Below are 18946 nucleotides of genomic sequence, written 5' to 3'. Positions count from 1 at the left end.
GCCGCGGCACGCACCGACTCGGTCCGCCGATGGGTCTCCTGGGCTGGAACCAATGCCGTGTAGTCAGCGTCTTGGCCCGACCGTCAAGGGTCTGGGGTGATCAGGATGTTGATGCTGATGGTGGCCTTGTAGCTGGTCCGGTCGACGGTGCCTTTGGCGTTGTACTTGGAGATCGCGCGTTTGACGACGCGGGGCCGGGTTCGGATGCGCCGGTCGGGCATGAGGCCGGCCAGGACACGGCGGCCGATGGTGCCGACGAGGTCGATGGCGGTGTCGGCGATGACGCCCGCGGCCTGGATAACCAGGTCGCGGGCGGTGTTCAGGTGGACTTGATCTCCAGGCAGGCGGTCTCGATCTCCCACCGCTGGTGGTAGAGCGTGATCAGGTCGGCGGCCGGGTGGGTGTGGTGGCCGGTCAGGGTGGTGATCAGGCGGTAGCTGGTGATGCTGCGGCCCGTGGCGGTGGGATGGGTGATCTCGCAGTCGATGACGCGGACGGGGACCGTGCCGCACATCGGCAGGAAGGAGCCGTCGGGAAGGCGGCGCAGGCAGGGCAGGCGGCGGCTGTTCTTCACCCGGCCCAGCACCTGCGCGCCGGTCGAGGTGACGGCGGCCACGAGCGCCTGGGCGGTGAAGTTGCGGTCCAGCAGGACGATCACGCCCTCGCGCAGGCTGTGCAGCAGGCGCGGGGCGTCGACCGTCTCACCGTCGCTGGTCGGCCCGAACACCGCGTCCATCAGGGTGCGGGTGCCGCAGGAGACCAGGACCAGTAGCCGCAGCGCCGGATACCCGGCGCCGCCGTTGTTGCAGCGGTGCTTGGTGAACACGCTCAGATTCGCTTCGCTGTCGGGCACCGCCGTCAGCGTGCCGTCGACCGCGCAGACCAGCAGCCCCCGCCACCACACGCCGGGAGTGCCGATGCCCGCGGCCGGGCCGCGCAGCAGATCGAGCAGCCACTTAAGCGGCGCCGCCCCCACCCGCCTGCGGGCCTGCAACAACGCACCGCCGGTGGGAGAGGCAACCGGGATCCCCTCCAGCCCCGCGACCAGCCGCTGCCACACCTGCCGCCACCCCAGCCCCGGGAACAGACACCCCGCCAGCAGCAGATACACCACGACCCGGGACGGCAGATCCCGCACCCGTGCCTGCACCCCGCCGGCCCAGAACAGTGCCTCATCGACCATCTCGAACGGAACGATCCAGGTCAGCTCACCGAGATGACCGGGCGCGAACGCCCCTTCAGCAACGACAACCTCACGCCAGATGGCAGACCTGGCACCCCACCGTCCCGTTCGTCGGGTGTGTCAACTTAACGGCTGATCTTGGTTGTTGAGGTGTCAGTTGTTGCTCGGGGTCAGGCGGCCCTCGAAGGCGATCTGGAACGCGTTCAGGGGTGCCTTCCAGCGCATGGTCCACCGCTTGCGGCCCTTCCCGGTCGGGTCCAGGCTCATCAGTGCCATGTAGATGCACTTGAGGGCGGCGGTCTCGTTGGGGAAGTGCCCGCGGGCGCGGACGGCCTTGCGGATGCGGGCGTTGACGCTCTCGATCGCGTTTGTGCTGCAGATGACCTTGCGGATCTCGACGTCGAAGGAGAGGAAGGGCACGAACTCGGCCCAGGCGTCGGACCACAGCTTCACGATCGCCGGATACTCCGGCCCCACGCTTCCTGGAACTCCAGGAACCGCTCGGTGGCCGCGTCCTCGCTGGGCGCGGTGTAGACGGGCTTGAGAGCCTTGGCGACCTTGTCCCAGTCCTGACGGGCGGCGTAACGGAACGAGTTCCGCAGCAGGTGAACCACGCACGTCTGGACAATTGTGCGAGGCCAGACGGTCTCCACGGCCTCGGGAAGTCCCTTGAGCCCGTCACAGACCAGCATGAGCGCGTCGTCCAGGCCGCGGTTCTTCAGCTCGGTGAACACGTGCAGCCAGTACTTGGCGCCCTCGCCGCCGTCGCCGGCCCAGATACCGAGGATGTCGCGGGTGCCGTCCACGGTCACCGCCATCACGACGTAGACCGGACGGTTCGCGACCTGCCCTTCCCTGATCTTGGTTCTGTCGACGATCTTGTGATCCGGACGGGCTGGACTCATCGCGCGAGCAGGACGCGTTTGCGAAGGAGATCGAGGCTGGCCCGGCCGAACATCTGCCGTTTCAGCATCTTCAGTCGGTTGATGTTGCCTTCGACGGCGCCGGAACTATGGGGAAGGGACAGTCCGTTGCGGACGGCGTCGAAGTCGCGGCGGAGGTTGCGGGCGAAGCCCGCGAGTGGGGCGAGGGAGTCTCGTTCGACCTCGGTGATCCAGTCCTCGAGGCGGTCGCCGTGGCGTGCGGTCATCATGACGGCGAACTTCCTGACGTGAAGAGTGAGCCGGTCCAGCTCGGGATCGCGTTCACGCAGCCGGTGAAGCTTGCCGGCGTCCTCGTCCCGCAGGTGTTCGGGGTGAGTCATGATCCATGAGGTGACCTCGCGGACCGACGGAGGCTTCGGCCCCGGATCGGGTGCGTGCCCGCGCCCGGTGCGGTACTGCCGCAGATGACGTTGGACGGCCAACTCGCCTCCGGGATAGCCCTGTTCCTGAATCTCGTGGTAGAGCTGGGTGGCGTTTCTGACGCCCTCGTTCCAGCGCCGGTGCAGGTAGCCGACATACGGGTCGACGACAAGCGCCCGCTGCAGGCTTTTGGCGACGACGTCGTCCGCGGAGGGGGCGTTAACCAGTTTGCGGACGGTGGCCTGGTGCAGTCCGAGTTTCCGCCCGATCCCCGCCTTCGACATCCCCTGCTGCCACAACTCGTGGGCGGCAGCATGTTGTTCACGGAGCCGAGTCACGATCTTCAGCTCTGTCGGCAGCTGGACTACCTGCGGTTCGTCGGGGGTGTCTGCGGGTTCCGAAGGCGGTTCGGCCAGACGGGAGCGATGACCGTTCACTGTCTTCTCGACCGCCTGTCCGAGATTAGCCCACAGATGGTAGCGATCAGCGACCTGCTCGGCCTGCGGCGCTCCGATGCGTGCGCCCTCCGCGTAACCGCTGGACCGGTCCCGGCAGATCACCTTTACCTCGGGGTGGTCGCGGAGCCATGCGGCGAGGTCTTCACCCTCGCGCCCCTCGTAGAGATGCAGTGGACGGTGATTGGCCATGTCGATCAGCACCGTGCCGTAGTGACGGCCCTTGCGGAAGGCGAAGTGTCAACGCCGAGGACCTCCACCTCGCCGACCTCCGGTTCGGGCAGGGCTCTGACCAGCCGCAGCAGCATGTCCTTGCCCACGGTGATGCCGACCGCGGAGGCCAGGCGGGCTCCTGCCCGGCCGGCCAGGGCCAGTCCGATCCGCGTCAGCAGCCCGCGCAATAGCGGGGTCTGCCGACTGTGCGGGGTCGTCAGTCCCACGATCTGTTCGGCGAACGTCACCGCCGTGCAGGCAGTGTTCTCGCAGCGGAAGCGGCGCACGCATAACTCGATCACGACACCGAGCCCTGTAGGGTTCCAGAAGTGACGTACAGTATCTGACCAGGCACTTTGCGACTCCGGGCGATCACGGCAAGCTCGGACCCCATGGCACTGCGCATGCTCTACCTGGTCTTCCTCCGACTCCTCGCACTGTTCCTGCTGCTCTCCCGCTCGCAGCGGACCAAGGACGCCGAGCTGCTCGCGCTGCGCCACGAGAACGCGGTGCTGCGCCGCCAGCTCGGCGTCCGGCCACACCTCACCTGGCCGGACCGCGCAGTGCTCGCCGCCCTCGCCCGGCACCTACCCTCCCGGCTGCGCCGACACCGCCTGTTCACACCCGGCACCCTGCTCACCTGGCACCGGCGACTACTGCGCTGGAAGTGGAAGCAGAAACCCGCACGGACCGGCCGCCCGCCGATCTCCGAGGAACTCACCGCCCTGATCCTGCGCCTGGCCCGCGAGAACCCGACCTCGGGCTCAACCCGTAGCCAGGGCGAGCTGCGGCGCCTGAGCCACCGCGTCGGCGCCTCCACCGTCCGACGCATCCTGCGCAGCGCCGGCCTCGGCCCCGCACCCAGACGAAGCCGCGGCGCCCCGACCTGGCGCGAGTTCGTACGCGCCCAGGCCTCCGGCCTGCTCGCCGCCGACTTCTTCCACGTGGACACCGCCGCGCTGACCAGGCTGTACGCCTTCGTGGTCATGGAGGTCGGCACCCGCACCGTGCACATCCTCGGCGTCACCGCCCACCCGACCGCAGCCTGGGCCACCCAGCTCTCGAGGAACCTCCTCGCCAACCTCGCAGACCGCGCCGCCCGCTTCCGCTACCTGCTACGCGACCGCGACAGCCGCTACACCCAGGCGTTCGACGCCGTCTTCACCGCCGACGGCATCGAGATCCTGAAGAGCGCGACAGACACCGCGGATGAACGCCCACGTGGAGAGGTTCATCCGCAGCGTGCGGGCCGAGTGCACCGACCGGATGCTGATCTACAACGAGCAACACGCACGGAGTGTCCTCGCCGAATACGCCGAGCACTACAACTCCGGAAGGCCGCACCGGGCCCTGCACCTTCGCGCACCAGCCGACGATCCGGACGTCATCCCCTTCCCCGCCCAACACATCCAGCGCCACGACGTCCTCAGCGGACTCATCCACAAGTACCGCGACACAGCCTGACGAAGATCACGACAGTCTGGCGAACGCCCAGCTCAACGCATGTGCGGGACTTTTGGCACCCAACAGGCGCCGAACTCCGCCGTCATCACATACAGCGAGGTGTCGACGAACGGCACGATCGCCGCGTCGCCCTGCCCGATACCCGGCGTCTCCACGATCACCAGATCGAACCCGGCGGCCTTCACAACGTCGATGACGTCCGACAGATGCTCGGGCAGCTCACGGCTGCCACGCGTGGCCAGGCTCCGGAAGAACACCCGGTTCCCGTCGAGGGAGTTCATCCGGATCCGGTCACCGAGCAGCGCACCACCGCCTCTGCGCCGGGTCGGGTCGACCGCGATCACCGCGATCCGCAGCTTGTCCTGCTGGTCGAGGCGGAAGCGGCGCACCAGTTCATCGGTCAGCGAGGACTTCCCAGACCCACCGGTGCCGGTGATACCCAGCACAGGCGTGGCGCGTGCCGCGGCCGCCGCCTGCACCTGCTCCAGGAATTCCGCGGGCAGCTTGCCGAGTTCCGCACCTGTGATGGCACGGCCGATCGCGAACCGGTCGCCGGCGAGCACGGTGGCGGCGTCGGCCGGCTTGCCCGCCCACAGATCGAAGTCGCAGTCCTTCACCACCGAGTTCACCATGCCGGCCAGGCCCATACGCTGGCCGTCTTCGGGGGAGAATGTGGTCACGCCGATTCCGCGGAGCCGGGTGATCTCCTCGGGCACGATCACGCCGCCTCCGCCGCCCACCACGCGGACGTGTTCGGCGCCCCGCTCGCTCCGAAGGCGACATGCCCTTCCAGGGCAGCGCCTCCGGCCGCGACGTGTACGACACGGTGGAGTGGATCGCCGCCCAGCAATGGTCGACGGGCAAGGTCGCGATGGCGGGCAACTCCCAGCTCGCCATGGTGCAGTGGGCCGCCGCCGCCCTACGGCCGCCGCATCTGACGGCGATCGCGCCGTGGGAAGGACTGACCGACGTCTTCCGTGACGTCGTCGGGCGCGGCGGCATCCCCGACACGGCGTTCCACGACGGGGACATCATCGCCTTCCTGCACGGCACCGGCCGGTTCGAGGACCTCACCGAGATGCTGCGCCGCCATCCCGTCGACAACGCGTATTGGGCCGACAAGCGGGCCGACCTGTCCGTCGTGGACATCCCCGCTTATGTGGTGGCGAGTTGGTCCAACCCGATCCACGCCCGCAGCACACTCCGGGCGTTCCAGGACCTGGCGTCGGAGCGGAAGTGGCTGCGGCTTCACAACACCCAGGAGTGGGTCGACATCGCCACTGCGGAGAACGTCGACGACCTCAGGCTGTTCTTCGACCGCTATCTCAAGGACGAGGACAACGGCTGGGAGTCCACCCCACGCGTCCGGTACGCCGTGCTGGATCCGGGAGGAAAGGACGACGTCCACCGGACCGCGGACACCTGGCCGCCCGTGTGTCCGACACCGACCACGCTCTACCTCGACGCGGCGAGCGGCCGCCTGGCGAAGGACGAGCCGACCACGGAGTCGTCCGTCTCCTACGCGGCAACCGACCCCACGGCGTCCGCGACGTTCCGGTACACCGCGGAGCAGGAGACGGAACTGCTCGGACCGCTCAACGTCCGGCTCTGGATCGAGACGAGCGAAGGCAACGACTTGGATCTGTTCGCCGCCGTCTACAAAACCGATGCCGACGGAAGGCCGCTCCGCCACTTCATGTTCCCCGCGCTGGAGGAGTTCGTGCGGTCGCTCGAACAGGACGGCAAGCTCCCGTCCGCGCTCGCCTACGCGGGCCCGCTCGGCCGGATCCGCGCCTCCCACCGGGCCCTCGACGCGGAAAGGTCGACGACGCTGGAGCCGTACCTCTCCCACGAACGCGAGGACCTCGTCGAACCGGGGATCCCCGTACAGCTCGATCTCGGTCTGTGGCCGACCGGCATGCTCATCCACCCCGGAGAAACCCTCGTCCTCGAAATCGCAGGCCACTTCGCGGGACCGCTGACGCCCCCGCGGACGGGCCAGGCCGGCCCCGACACGAGCGAACTGCCCACCCGGAACGCCGGCACCCACACCATCCGCACCGGCGGCCGATTCGGCTCCTGCGCTTTCCTGCCCATCGTGCCCTGACCTTCCCGTCCCGGTGGTGCTGGACACCCAGCGTGCCCATGCGGCCTCCGGGGTCCCGCGGTCACGACACGCCGGACGCCGCAGGGAGAGTGCCGGGTCGCAAACACGGCCGGCGATGGACGTGCGGGCGCTGATCAGTGCGGTGGTCGCGCTTGTGTCGAACGCCTATTGCACCGGCGGCTCGTGCGGGACCACGAGCGCCGTTCCGCCTCCTCGGCCTCGCGCGTGTACTGGGCGATGACCCACGTCATGGGCGGCCGGATGCCCGCGCGGCCGCCCCCCACCTGGCGCGATCCGCAGGCGGTGGACGCGTGACGCTCCAGCCCCTCCTGACACCCTCGCCACCCGCGAGCACGAGGTCCACGCAGGCCGCGCCGGTGGTCCTGCTCACCACGGAAAACGCGGACGGGACCTTCAACCTCGCTCCCATCTCGTCCGCCTGGGCACTGGGGCAGCATGTCGTCCTGGGCCTGGGCAGCGATAGCCAGACGGTGCGCAACCTGGCCGAGCGACCGGATGTGGTGATCAACCTCGCCTCACCCGATCTGTGGGAGCGGGTGGAGAGCCTGGCGCCGCTCACCGGCGCCGATCCCGTGCCGGAGAGCAAGCGGGCGGTGTACCGGTACGAGCGCGACAAGTTCGCCGCCACTGGGCTGACCCCGCGCTCCTCTCACCTCGTACGGCCGCCTCGGATCGCCGAGTGCCCCCTCCAACTGGAGGCGAGGTCCATCGCCTTGACCCCGGGCGGCAAGAGCCGGTTCCTGTCCGTCGAGTGCGAGGTGGTCCGGGTCCACGCCGACGAGCGCATCGTCGTACCCGGCACGCACCACATCGACCCCGGTGTGTGGAGCCCGCTCATCTACAACTTCCGCCACTACCACGGGCTCACGCCCGAGCTCGGCCACGGCTTCCGGTCGGAGACAGTGGCGTGCCTTCAGCGGCTCATCGGTTCCACCGCTCACCAGTCGACGCTGGCGAGCGCTTCATGGCCGCGCGCAAAGACGATGCCTCGCCGGTGATCACTTCCAGATTCCGCTGAAGACGAGGGCTACCTCGACCTGCCGCGCGAGCCCTGTCGCCGATCCGACCCGGAACGGGCATGGCACGCCGCCGGGCGGCCATCGGTGCTCGAGTGCAACCAGAGCGGGTCGACAAGAAGACACCTCGTACATGTACTTCCGAATGCATCCGACACCTGAATGTCCACTACAGACTGGCGTCGGACCACGATCAGTGCCCGGAATATCCGGATCTGCCGCATTGGCAGTGGACAGGGGCGACAATACGCCGAGCCGAATTCGACCCGGATTCGACCCGATCAGTTTGTTCAGCGGGGAAACAGGGCCTCTGACCTGCGAAAGTAAGGAGCGGCAGACGAGTCGGGCTGTACGCCGGGTTCTGTGCGCAGGCGGCTATTTGGTCACAGCGAACCATCCACTCCGCAGCGGCGGTCTGGAGTCGAGATAGCGGCTGGGACTATCACGAATTCAGCCCTGTCTCGCATTCGGTGGTGACGGAGCGTCGTGATAGGTCGTTGACATTCGCGTGATGGATGTCAACGAGTTTGTGCAGGCGGTCTTCTCGGGTCTGTCCCCGCTGGTCATCGTGGATGTGGCCAACGAAGGTGAGCGGATCTTGGTGCGGGCACGGACTTCGCTGGACACCGCGGTTTGGCCCGGTGTGCGGGGCCTCGTCGGAACGCGTACACGGCTATCGCTGGCGGACCGTCGCGGACGTGCCGGTCGATGAACGGCGCGTGGCGGTCCGTGTGTGTGTACTTCACTGCTTGACCTTATTGAGCCCGGGAGGGCCGATGCTCAGCACTCCGAACGCGGACAAGGCCTGGAAAGGCATGACGAGGTCATTCCCGACCCCGGAGGCGCCAGGCCAGTATGCCGCCCCGGGCAAGGCGGAGAGGACGGCTTACGTCGTGCTGCTGCATGGACCGGCTGCGCGCTCAGGCGGCGCCGACGCGAGTCAGTGGCTGCTGCTGCGCGACCGCACAGCGAAGCGCCTGTAACCGACGCACCAGCAGCAGCCACACTTCAGGAACGCGTCAGTCGCCCAAGACGCCGTCGAGGTAGTCTGCACCGGCCCGCACAGGCCGCGCGGAACCAGCCTGCAGACAATCGCCCTGCCGCCCAGACGACCCCTGTGACTTCCCTGACGCTCACTGGGGCGTTCCGGCGAACTCGTCACCGAGCAGAGTGTGGCCCGATGTCCTGCACGCTGCCGGCGGAAGCCGGGCGGTCGCCAGTGCCGGACGAGCGACTGCCACGGGAGCAGCAGGCCAGAGAACAGACCACATATTCCGTCTCAACGGAACTCACGTGGAGGCTTTCTCCGGCGTCCAGGAAGACCTCTTCGAGTACCTGGCGGGAAGAGGCGACACCCAGAGGCCTCAGGTATCGCAGTGGCGCGCGCAAACACACAGCCGCAGGTCGTCATTGCCCCGCACCGGCTGGGACAGCGACTGGGGTGGCCCGGTCAGCATCCACCAGGACGACACTGTTCTGGCCATCCGACCGGTGAGCGTGACGAAGAGACAAACCGCTGACCCCTGAGCGGGCTGTACACGATCTTTAGGGCTCGTAGCGTGCGCCCGATCTCGCAATCCACCGTGCGACGCCCTCGAACGCATTGAGTGCCCGCACGTCGTAAGGTCCGAAGAAGTTTTGACAGTCATGGCCGAGCCGGTCGTACAGGGCGGCTGCTCCTCGGGTATCGCCTGACCGGCCTGTGAGTTCGGCGTGCTCTCCGCGTGCTTCGATCACCAACGGTGCGCTCGCTCCATACCGGAGCTCCAGATCAAAGATGTAGCGGTCCAGGTCGCGGATACGCTCGGAGAAGCCAGCATCGCGGTCACGCGTATCAGGCGGGTCTGCTCGTCCGATCTCGTCGTTCGCGGCTGCAGTATCCAGCACACGCTGCGTTTTGCTCACAGCGTGGGCAACCGCTTCTGCGCTCTGCGGGCGCTGCGCCGGGTCCTTGGCCAGCAGTGTCCCGACGATGGAGTCCAGCTGAGCGGGCACGCCGGGACGATGGGCACTCGGAGGTGCCGGCGCATCGTCCTGATGCATCCTGCCCACGGTCATGGGGTCGTCATCAGAGGTGCCGAAGGGTGGACGCCCTGTCAGCATCTCGTACAGGACGCACCCTGTGGAGTACAGGTCGCTGCGTCGGCTGCCGGGCTCTCCATCCCACCGCTCTGGTGCCATGTAGAGCGGGGTGCCGGCACTGGTGCGGGACTGAGTGAGGTCGGCGAGAAGGGCCAGTCCGAAGTCCACGATCTTCACGTCGCCCTGAAGCGTGATCATGATGTTGCCGGGCTTGATGTCCTGGTGGATCACTTGCGCAGTGTGCGCTGCGCTGAGGCCTTCGCAGATCTGACGCGTCCACCGTACGGTTCGTTCAAGGGGTAGGGGTGGCCCCGTCTTCAGGTGTTCGGCAAGTGATTGTCCCTTGACGTACTCCATAGCAATGTAGAGCTCGCCGTCGTGTTCACCGGCGTCATAGATGTGTGCGATGTTTGCATGCATGGCCCTCGCCATGGCCAAGCCCTCGCGTCTGACCCCTCGTGCTGTCGGCTGAGCAAACTCTGTGCGGGCTCCGCGCTGGGCCATACGTCGCCCCGCAAGGATCTTGAGAGCCACGGTCCGGCCCAGATTGAGGTCTTCGGCTGTCCATACCTCACTCATGGCGCCGCTGCCGAGCCGTTCCTTCGGCCTGTAACGGCCGCCGATCAGCTTGGAGGCGTCCACTCATGTTCCTTTTCTGTGCCCTCGGTAGGGTCGTGTGATCCGGTGGTCAGTTGGAGTTGGGATGCCCTCCCCAAGAGGTGAGGTCTGACAGTCCTTCCATGGCCTCGTGCCATTCCTCGAAGAAGTCCTTGCCTTGGGCGAGCGCCTTGGCCAAGGTCGCGACGGAGTCGTTGCGCAACCGGTCACCCTGCTCGTGTACCTGCTTCCTTCGGCGCGGAACACCGCAGATTTCCCATACACCCCACGCGACCATGCCGATGGCGAGGAGCGTGAAGAACCCTCGCCACGTTTCGTCAACAAACGGCACCACCAACAACCCGCTGACTCCTCCCATCGCTAGCGCACCGCAGACGCGTGGCCATCTCCGCACGACCGCCTCTGACTGGACCTGTGTCTGCCGCGTAATGTGCGCGGCAAGGTCACGAAGGAGCGGGTCCGGATCTAGAAACAGCTCCGGGTCCGTCGAAACAGTGCAGGACCAGTCCGCAATACTCAGCGTGATGCTCTGGGGAAGATGCTGCCGGGACTCTGCGACGATCCGGTTGGCGGCGTTTTCCAGGGTTGGCCAAATGGCGCGAAGGGCCATGCGGCGAGCCGGCGGGCCGAGCCGGGCTTCATCCGGTTCGAAGACTGCCTGATCAAGGAGCGTCATGAACGTCACGGGATCGGCATCGGGGCTGAAGGGCGACTCGTGCGCCTGCCCGACGGCTTCAAGGTCTCCGTCATGCGCGATGACTTGCTCCAGTCGCCGCATCTTCGCCCGCAAGTCTGCTTCGTCGGGTTCAAGCTGGTTGATCAGGCGTTCCAGGGCCCTATCCACGTAGCGGCCATCCTTGATGGGCCAGTCGACTCCGTCGGGTCCGTCAGGGAACATGTGCACGAGATAAGCCAGGGTCTGGTCGGGCACGGTCGCGAGTTCCCACCCAAGGCGAAGTCCGTCCCACTGGTTTCCGCTCGTTCTACGCAGCGCCGAGTATTGCTTCTTGGCCATCCGCCGCCGCAAGTTCTCCAGACGAGTCTTCCACTGCTCACCACCACGCACGTCAGCGAACGCATGTTTCTCACCGGGGAACTGGAGGATGCTCCGGTTCCATCCCGCCATCGCCCGCTGGGCATACCCAAGCGCCTCGTCGCCCAGTTCCTTGCTCGCAATGGCATCCAGGACGACGAAGAAGTCCTGGCCGAGTTCCTGAGGGTCGAGTGACTGGAGGTACATGTCCATCCATGCAGCCGCTTGCGTCTCGTCTCCGAAGCGCGAGCACGTCAGCGAGAAGAAGAGGTCGGCCTTGGCAGCATCCAGCATGCGTGCATGCGCCTGCGCACTCTCGCCGCGCTCACCTTCATCGCGGAACTTCGCTGCGACCGCCATCGCAGCCGGAGCCAGCCAGTATGTCGGTTCGAGGAGCATCCGCTCTTCGGTACAGGCACGCACCGCAGCTGAGCTGACCACAGTCCTGTAGACAGCATGGGCGGTGAGGGTATGAACCAACCCGCGCGCCAGGGCACGGGTCTGCTTGCGCTGTCCGAAGTCCGCATGCCACTGGGTCGTCAAGCGGGACAGTTCGGCCTGGGCTTTCGCCACTTCTCTGTCACGGCCGTACTGTTCAATAAATGTGTCGAGCATCTGGCGAGTGCCGGAGACCGTACCCTCCAGTCCTTCGATCTCCTGACGCACTTCCGAGACCTCGCTGCCGAGCCTGACGACGTCAGCTCGAACACCGAGAAGCTCATCCTCGAAGTCTCCCAGTCTCCCCTCATGACGGGTCTGACCTTTACCTATGTCCTCAACTTCCTCGTTGAGTCGATGCAGTTCCGAACCCGTCTCAAGCCGATCTTCCATGACGTCCCCCCAGACATCGCGGCGTAAGGTGCATGCCTGCTCATTATCGGGCCAGCTCGCACACGCCGCTGTCAGCTGGAGGAATAGGCAGAGCGATCGTGCGGCGTCGGCCACTGTCAGTGGGCGCTGGCAGGATGGCTCCTGTCATCGCCAGCTCACCGAACGGGGTGTCCCTTGCGCGAGATCGTCTACTTGTCGGACAGCAAACTGCGACAGTTCGTCCCTGAGCCGCGGCGTGCCGCGCGCATGGGTGCGCTTCGCCTGACCACGCCTTTAGGCGGCGTCGACATGGACACGCCAGCTGTGGATAGCGAGCAAAGTCAACTGCGGCACCTACGTGAGGTGCACAAGCACGTTGCGCTTCTTGCAGACTGGTACACGGAGCCTCAGCTACGACCTGGCCAGTGGGTGCAATTCGAAGCGCCGCTTCGCTGCGTGACGTTCAGCGACACCCACCAGAATCTCGTCCTGTTCGTAGAGCCGGCACGTGAAGGTGGCACCGACGGGCGCTGCCGTCTGTTGATGCATGGGTCGGTCCAGCATCTACGCGGCTGGAATGCGATGCCGATCGAAGGACTCGCGCCGGACGCGATGAACTCGGCCTCCAGCTTGGGCAGCGCTTTCATCGCAAGGGCCGGGCAGGTCGTCGACGCACTCATCAGGCACCGTGACACAATGGCGACCGATCAGATCTCACGCCCGACAGCAGCACGCCTGCATGGCCAAGACGTGCAGGAGCTGCTGCACGCACTGGATGACGCGGACGACAGCATCGACACTTCCGCTGTGATGACCGGGTATGCGCGGGTCACTGGGCTCATCCCTCACACCTATGCCACTTCTCGGTGCGTAGTGGCGAGCCCGCTCGTCGTTGAGTACACGGTGGGCGACTTGGAGCTCGCGGACAATTAAGATCTGCGCTTCTTGGCTTTACGTCACGTAGGTCGTCTGATCCTCTCGGCCCGAGTACTGACAAGCGCCGCGCCACCGGTTGGTCACCAACCAAGCCCGGCATGTTGCACCGTGTGACTGGGTAGGTCTGCCAGTCCGAAGCGGGGCAGGGCTGGGGGACGGTACGTGGGGTGGCGTGAGGAGATCACGGCGGCACTCGGCGAATGGATCGCCTTGGAAGGAGGCGCAGGGAGAAGAGCGCGCTGGCAGCGGATCGGGCGAGCGGCCCGGACCGGTGAATCCGGCCAGTACGCGGTGGACTTGCGCGGCACTGACATCGGGCCGGACCAGTTGGACAGCCTGCGGCTGGCCGGGCCCCACGACAGGGCCATCGAGAAGGACGGCTTCAGCGTCTCCGAGACGGTGCAGAACGGGTCCCTGCTCACCTTGCGTGTGGCCGAGTTCGCCGACATCACCGACGCCCACCTGTGGATGCTGAAGCAGCCGCCCACCTTCCTCATCGAGGCCCTGCGCGACGGCATCGCCCAACTGGGCGAACACCCGCTGGCCGCGGCCCTGGCAGCCCGCAGTATCGGCGGGGCTCCGGGAGCGGAGCCGGACCCTCCTGGATTCCACCCGGCCCAGGCAGACGCCTACCGGGCGTGCCTGGGTGAAGGGGTTCATCTGGTGTGGGGGCCGCCGGGGACCGGTAAGACCACGGTCCTCAAACGCGCCATCGGTGACCTGATCGCGCGGGGCGAGCGGGTGCTGCTGGTCTCTGCGACCAATGTCGCTGTGGATAACGCCCTGCTCGGGGTGGTGCGGGAGAAGCGCCACAGTCCGGGTGAGATCGTCCGTGTGGGCCCGCCGCATCTTAAAGAGGTGGCGGAAGACCCTTCGGTGTCGCTGCCGCTCATGCTCCGAACCCGATTAGCGCAGACGGCTCAGCGCCGTAGCGCCGTGGAAGCTGAACTGGTCGACATCCGCGACCGCGCCGGTCAACTTGCCGCCATGGACGCTGCACTCGCCGGGTTCGACGCGGCCGGATACTTCGCTGCACTGCAACTGCTGCGCACGCCCGGTCAGGACCTGGCCTCCGCACTGGCCCGCAGCGACGCGGCCGACGACCGGTACGCGCAGGCCGCTCGCGACATGGCCGAAACTGCGGAGGCGGCGAAGGTGGCGTCGGACCGGGCTGCCGCAGCAGAGCCCTCGCGCGAGGTATGGCGCGAGGTGGACCGGCTCTGCGACGAGTCGGCCAGGGTCCGGCAGGCTGCAGAACACCGAGCAGCTGATGCGTTGCTGGCCGCTGAGGAGTGCCGACCCCTGCGGAATCAGGTGAAGCAGTGGGAGGCGAAAGGGTCGGTGGCCCGCTGGCGTGCGCGCGAGAAGCTGGTCGCGCTCCAGGAGCAACTGGCTGACGCCGAAGAGCAGGCGGAGGCAGCGCGTCAGCAGTCCGTGGACGCGCACCATACCGCCGCCGCCCGGATCTCTGCACTCGATGCCAAAATCACGGAGCTGTCCGACTCCGTCCCGCTCAGCCGGGAACAGATCCGGCACCTCGACAGAGAGGCCCACGCCACACGGGCGGCAACAGAGCGGGCACACAGACTGTGTACCTCGGCCGAGCAGGAAAAGAACCAGGCCACTGCGGCGGCTGTCGCAGCGCAACAGGCCCAGACGCTGACCGAACAGGCCGCGAAGAAGGACTGGCCGACCCTGCACGACCGGGCCGAACGCCTCCGTCCACTTGTGGCCGCCGAAAGCGCCCGTAAGCCGCAGCTGGAGCAGCAGTACCAGAACACCCAGGAGGAATACGAGCGGCTGGCCCGCAACGCCCAGGGCGAGATCATCAAGAGCGCCAAGCTGGTCGCCACCACACTGGCCCGGTTCCGTTCCAACCGGGCAGTTTTCGAAGGCCCTTACGACGTGGTCTTGGTCGATGAGGCCGGTGCAGCCGCTCTGCCCGAGGTGCTCCTGGCCACCGGCAAAGCCAGTAGAGCTGCCGTCCTGCTCGGCGATTTCATGCAGCTCGGCCCAGTCATCCCGAGCGGGCTCAAGGAGCAGGAACGCGACGACATCAAAAACTGGCTGCTCCCCGACGTCTTTCAGCACTGCGGCATCTTCGAACCCGCGGATGCCCAGGCACACCCGGCCTGCGTCACCTTGACCGAACAGCATCGCTTCGGCCCAGCCCTGATGAAACTGGCCAACGGTCTCGCCTACGGGGGAATGCTGCGCGGCGGCTCCCAGACGCTTGCGGAGCGGCCCGACAGCGATCCCGAGATCGTGCTGATCGACACCGACGGCCTGCACGAGCTGGCCCGAGCCCACTTGACCGGCAGCCGGAAAGGCTGGTGGCCGGCCGGCTCTCTCCTCGCGCGGGCTCTGGTGGAACTGCACCGCGAGCAGGGCGAAGAAGCAGGAATCGTCACCCCGTACGGGGTCCAGGCCGAAGCCACCTTGGAAGCACTACGAGATGTCGAAGGCTCCGGTGGCCGTCCGCTGGCCGAAGTTGGAACGGCACACAGGTTTCAGGGCCGGGAGTTCGACGTCGTCATCTTCGACACCGTGGAAGGCAACGCGGACAGCCGCGAACTGTGGATGGCTCTCGCCCACCGCCAGCCCGGCGCTGACGAGTGGAGACGCAACGGCGTGCGCCTGTTCAACGTCGCCGTCACCCGCGTCAGAACCCGCCTCTACGTCATCGCCAGCGGGCAACGCGTCAGCGGGGCCAGGCCGGGAACAGCCCTGGCTGAACTCGACGCCCTGGTCGGCACCCACGGTGTCCGGGTACTGCCTGCCAAACACCTCATCACCCCGCCACACACGCCACCGGCCCATCGCGGGGAGTTCGGCATCGCCCTCGCCGAAGTCCTCAGCCGGCACGTCGAAGTGACCGACATCGACGACGAACGCGACTTCTACATCACCTTCACCACCGAGATCCGACAGGCAAAACAATCCCTGTGGCTCTGGGCACCATGGGTGGCCAACCGGATCCGCGCCTTGCTCCCTGAACTGAAAGCAGCGGCCGACCGCGGCGTACGCATCACCGTGTTCATCCGAGACGACACCGACCAACTCCAAAGAAGAGAGACCAGTCAGGCACTCATCGCAGACCTGCGCACCGTCGCCCAGACCGTTGTCCCCATCCATGTCATGCACCAGAAAATCGCAGTGATCGACGAACACACCGTCATGCTCGGCAGCCTCAACGCACTCTCACAAAGCAACACACGCGAAGTCATGCTAACGATGCACGGCGGCTACTTCGCCCGCAAACTACTCGCACACGAACACGCGGAGACTTTCGCCCGGCCCCCGAAGTGCGGGCGGTGTAAGGGAGCAGAGATCGAAATCCGACGCTGGAAGAACGCCTGGGTCTGGCGGTGCTACGCCGCTGCATGCAAGACCAGTTCGCCGGGCAGCTCCAAAGCCTGGACCCGCGACATCCGGCTATAGCCGGATGCCAGTATCGTCGGACCGGTCACATTTTCCCCCACGGCAGCGGATCGGTTCCCCAGTCCTCCGCGAGCTGTTCCACGAGCGCGACGCCACGTCCGCTCTCGCGCTCCGGGTCCGGCTCTCTTCGCACCGGAGGCACCCGGGAGAAGTCCACGACGCCGACGCGCACGCACGCCGTTTCGGGCTGCACGCCGCCCTGGACGCCACAGACGGCCCTCCGGCGTCCTCGTGGGCGTACTGGGTGAACCGCGAGGAGCTGGAGGTCATGGACGCCCGCGTTTCCACGGAGTTGCACCGGCCGCTCTCCGCGCGGTGCCGCTGCTCCAGGACGTGCTGGGATGCTACGGCGCCACGCACGCCCGGGAGGTCGCCCCGCACCGGTCGTGGCTCGCGGTGGCCCCCGACGCGAACGAGCCCGAGCAGGCCGCCGAAGAGGCCAGGAACGTCATCGACGCATCCGGGGACCTCTCCTCTGAGCGCACGGAGGACGTGCCCGAGGTGCGCGAAGTACTCACCGCCTACGGGCGCTTGTTGCTTGTCTGATCGTGGCAGTGGTACTGCCTACCGATCCGCGTAGAGCCCTCGGAGATGGCGGCTCAGGCGGTCCTGAAGGGCGTCGAGCGCCGTCCGGGCTGCTGCCGCGCTTCGGTGTGGCTGCAGCCACACCAACACACTGGCGGCCAGTTCGCGGTCTTCGAGTCGCGCAATGTGGGCACGGAGGTGCAATGCGGATTCCGTTGCCGCTGCCCGGAATTGCTCACTCATCCTGACCCCGGGCGGCAGCTCGTTCGCTGCCATGCTGCCTTCAAGCGCGTGCTGTATCTCCATGATTGATTCCCGCTGGAGAGTCGCCCGCTCTGCGGCCAGACGGATCTTCGCTTCTTCTTGAGCAAGCAGCCGATCACGTCGGAGGGTGCGGGTGTCGGACAACTTCTGTCCGAGCAGTGTGCCGAGACTTCCCAGAACGACGCCGACCAGGGGCGCGATCGTTTTCCACCATTCCATCGGGGGATCGTAACCAGGGCCCGCAGCGTTGGGCTTTGCGGCCGCCCTGGCGGGTGCTGTAGCCACGGCACTGCGCCGCGTGGGCACGTGCCGCGTCTTCGCCGCTGCCTCGTGCGGGGCAGGCGGAGCACGTCCAGACACGTTCGCCGCTGTCCGGGTGCGTGCTGCTCTCCACCCCGCCGCCGCCGTCGGCGGTCAGGTGGTGCCGGGAGGCCAGAGTCGCCATGTCCGGCCGCCACGAGCGCGGAGGCCGGAGCGGGCGGGGTCGGCTGGGGGTCGGGGCTTCCGGTCTCCAGCAGGCGGACTAGGGAGGCGGTCACCACGGCCCTACGGCGCCCCGACGCGGATGGTCCGGACGGGCAGCTCCCCGCGCTTGATCTGGTCGTACAACGCGGTCTTGCCTACCCGAGCGCCAGGGCGCAGCGGGTGACGCTGACGGTGGCGGGCCAGTTCTTGATCTCCGCCAAGGACAAGGGTCGCAAAAGCTGGTCGAACGAGCACGAGGCGCGACTCGACGCCTTCCGCTGGCTGACCCGATACAACACCCGACGCCAGCACTCCCGCCTTGGTCAGCGATCTCCGATCGCCTACGAGAACGACTTGCAACCAGCAGCAACTACCCTGGCCCAAGCCGCATAGACGTGTTCAAGATCCGAGGTTAAGGCCCCCTTTCGGAGTAGCCCAAGAACGGGGTTTTAGCGTGTACGGGGCGATGTGGGCGGCGGCGCTGGTCTCGGCGGCGTTCACGGCGTCGACCGTGCGGCACGCCGTCGACCAGGCGCTCGCGGTCGTCCCGGCGAGCAGCCGCCTCGCCCGTACCGTACGCCGGGTCGTCTCCCTCCACGACACCCGGATGACCTGGGAGGACACGCTCACCACCGTCGACGAGGAGACCGCCCGGCTCGGTTGGATCCACACCATCCCGAACGTCGCCGTGCTGACCGCCGGCCTCCTCTACGGCGACGGCGACTTCACCCGCACCATCACCCTCACCGTCCGCGGCGGCCTGGACACCGACTCCAACGGGGCGACCGCGGGCTCGGTGGTCGGCGTACTGACCGGCGCGGACGCCATCCCGGCACAGTGGAAGGAACCGCTGGAGGACACGGTGCGCAGCGCGGTGTTCGGCTTCGACGGGGTGCGCATCAGCGAGCTGGCGGAGCGGACGCTCCGGCTGGTGGAGACAGAGGCGTTCCGCAGTGCGACGGAATCCGCAGGTCGACGGTGAGCCGCATACACAGTCCAGCATATTGCA

The 18946-nt window shown here is 66.9% G+C and carries 14 protein-coding genes and 5 pseudogenes; 10 read left to right on the top strand and 9 right to left on the bottom strand.

What is annotated here, in order from left to right; translation table 11 throughout:
• Positions 1 to 83 precede the first annotated feature (83 nt).
• The 5 genes and pseudogenes from Q4V64_RS44460 to Q4V64_RS44440 form a co-directional block, all read right to left on the bottom strand.
• Positions 84 to 362 (bottom strand): hypothetical protein, encoded by a 279-nt coding sequence (locus Q4V64_RS44460; protein ID WP_253266770.1) that lies wholly within the window; start codon positions 360 to 362, stop codon positions 84 to 86.
• Complete coding sequence (locus Q4V64_RS44455) at positions 320 to 1183, bottom strand: IS4 family transposase (RefSeq protein WP_253266771.1); 864 nt, start codon at positions 1181 to 1183, stop codon at positions 320 to 322. The genes Q4V64_RS44460 and Q4V64_RS44455 overlap by 43 nt, the downstream gene beginning before the upstream one ends.
• Positions 1184 to 1336: 153 nt before the next feature.
• A pseudogene (locus tag Q4V64_RS44450) lies at positions 1337 to 2046 on the bottom strand (IS256 family transposase); the annotation flags it as partial.
• Positions 2047 to 2084: 38 nt separating this feature from the next.
• Positions 2085 to 3134 carry an ISL3 family transposase gene (locus Q4V64_RS44445; protein WP_253266772.1) on the bottom strand — a complete coding sequence of 350 codons (1050 nt, stop codon included), beginning with the start codon at positions 3132 to 3134 and terminating at the stop codon, positions 2085 to 2087.
• 5 nt (positions 3135 to 3139) lie between these two features.
• Positions 3140 to 3457, bottom strand: a complete 318-nt coding sequence (locus Q4V64_RS44440; protein ID WP_216377550.1) for a hypothetical protein — start codon at positions 3455 to 3457, stop codon at positions 3140 to 3142.
• A 907-nt stretch (positions 3458 to 4364) separates the two neighbouring features.
• Between Q4V64_RS44440 and Q4V64_RS44435 the strand changes: the two genes are divergently transcribed.
• A complete protein-coding gene (locus Q4V64_RS44435; protein WP_303714360.1) occupies positions 4365 to 4619 on the top strand; it encodes an integrase core domain-containing protein in 255 nt (84 codons plus the stop codon).
• Positions 4620 to 4684: 65 nt separating this feature from the next.
• Here Q4V64_RS44435 and Q4V64_RS44430 read toward each other — a convergent pair.
• A pseudogene (locus Q4V64_RS44430) lies at positions 4685 to 5383 on the bottom strand (methylmalonyl-CoA mutase); the annotation flags it as partial.
• Between the two features lie 17 nt (positions 5384 to 5400).
• On the opposite strand from Q4V64_RS44430, the gene Q4V64_RS44425 reads away from it, so the two are divergent.
• The 4 genes and pseudogenes from Q4V64_RS44425 to Q4V64_RS44410 all read left to right on the top strand — a co-directional run.
• Complete coding sequence (locus tag Q4V64_RS44425; protein ID WP_124437989.1) at positions 5401 to 6726, top strand: CocE/NonD family hydrolase; 1326 nt, start codon at positions 5401 to 5403, stop codon at positions 6724 to 6726.
• 183 nt (positions 6727 to 6909) lie between these two features.
• A complete protein-coding gene (locus tag Q4V64_RS44420; RefSeq protein ID WP_301184470.1) occupies positions 6910 to 7041 on the top strand; it encodes a hypothetical protein in 132 nt (43 codons plus the stop codon).
• A 14-nt stretch (positions 7042 to 7055) separates the two neighbouring features.
• Positions 7056 to 7745, top strand: coding sequence for a flavin reductase family protein (locus Q4V64_RS44415; RefSeq protein WP_172629048.1), 690 nt, complete (start codon positions 7056 to 7058; stop codon positions 7743 to 7745).
• Between the two features lie 520 nt (positions 7746 to 8265).
• A pseudogene (locus Q4V64_RS44410) lies at positions 8266 to 8503 on the top strand (transposase family protein); the annotation flags it as partial.
• Between the two features lie 805 nt (positions 8504 to 9308).
• Here Q4V64_RS44410 and Q4V64_RS44405 read toward each other — a convergent pair.
• Together Q4V64_RS44405 and Q4V64_RS44400 are read right to left on the bottom strand one after the other, a co-directional pair.
• Positions 9309 to 10487 (bottom strand): serine/threonine-protein kinase, encoded by a 1179-nt coding sequence (locus Q4V64_RS44405; RefSeq protein WP_124437991.1) that lies wholly within the window; start codon positions 10485 to 10487, stop codon positions 9309 to 9311.
• Positions 10488 to 10533: 46 nt separating this feature from the next.
• The gene (locus tag Q4V64_RS44400) at positions 10534 to 12327 is read right to left on the bottom strand and encodes a hypothetical protein (protein WP_124437992.1); all 1794 of its coding nucleotides are present in this window, start codon (positions 12325 to 12327) and stop codon (positions 10534 to 10536) included.
• A gap of 174 nt (positions 12328 to 12501) precedes the next feature.
• Here Q4V64_RS44400 and Q4V64_RS44395 point away from each other — a divergent pair, with 174 nt between their 5' ends.
• The 3 genes from Q4V64_RS44395 (at position 12502) to Q4V64_RS44385 (ending at position 17229) form a co-directional block, all read left to right on the top strand.
• Positions 12502 to 13239, top strand: coding sequence for an SAVMC3_10250 family protein (locus Q4V64_RS44395; RefSeq protein WP_124437993.1), 738 nt, complete (start codon positions 12502 to 12504; stop codon positions 13237 to 13239).
• Between the two features lie 165 nt (positions 13240 to 13404).
• Positions 13405 to 16683 carry an AAA domain-containing protein gene (locus Q4V64_RS44390; protein WP_124437994.1) on the top strand — a complete coding sequence of 1093 codons (3279 nt, stop codon included), beginning with the start codon at positions 13405 to 13407 and terminating at the stop codon, positions 16681 to 16683.
• A 315-nt stretch (positions 16684 to 16998) separates the two neighbouring features.
• Positions 16999 to 17229 (top strand): hypothetical protein, encoded by a 231-nt coding sequence (locus Q4V64_RS44385; protein WP_253266773.1) that lies wholly within the window; start codon positions 16999 to 17001, stop codon positions 17227 to 17229.
• An 18-nt stretch (positions 17230 to 17247) separates the two neighbouring features.
• Here Q4V64_RS44385 and Q4V64_RS44380 read toward each other — a convergent pair whose 3' ends face one another.
• Complete coding sequence (locus Q4V64_RS44380) at positions 17248 to 17691, bottom strand: hypothetical protein (RefSeq protein WP_124437995.1); 444 nt, start codon at positions 17689 to 17691, stop codon at positions 17248 to 17250.
• A 471-nt stretch (positions 17692 to 18162) separates the two neighbouring features.
• Between Q4V64_RS44380 and Q4V64_RS44375 the strand changes: the two are divergent.
• Both Q4V64_RS44375 and Q4V64_RS44370 read left to right on the top strand, forming a co-directional pair.
• Positions 18163 to 18330, top strand: a pseudogene (locus Q4V64_RS44375) (IS3 family transposase); the annotation flags it as partial.
• A gap of 61 nt (positions 18331 to 18391) precedes the next feature.
• Positions 18392 to 18919 (top strand): annotated as a pseudogene (locus tag Q4V64_RS44370) (ADP-ribosylglycohydrolase family protein); the annotation flags it as partial.
• Between the last annotated feature and the right edge of the window lie 27 nt (positions 18920 to 18946).

Source organism: Streptomyces sp. NL15-2K, assembly GCF_030551255.1.
GTDB lineage: Bacteria > Actinomycetota > Actinomycetes > Streptomycetales > Streptomycetaceae > Streptomyces.
The sequence above is the reverse complement of the archived record's forward strand: the minus strand, read 5'-3'. Positions and strand labels throughout refer to the sequence as shown.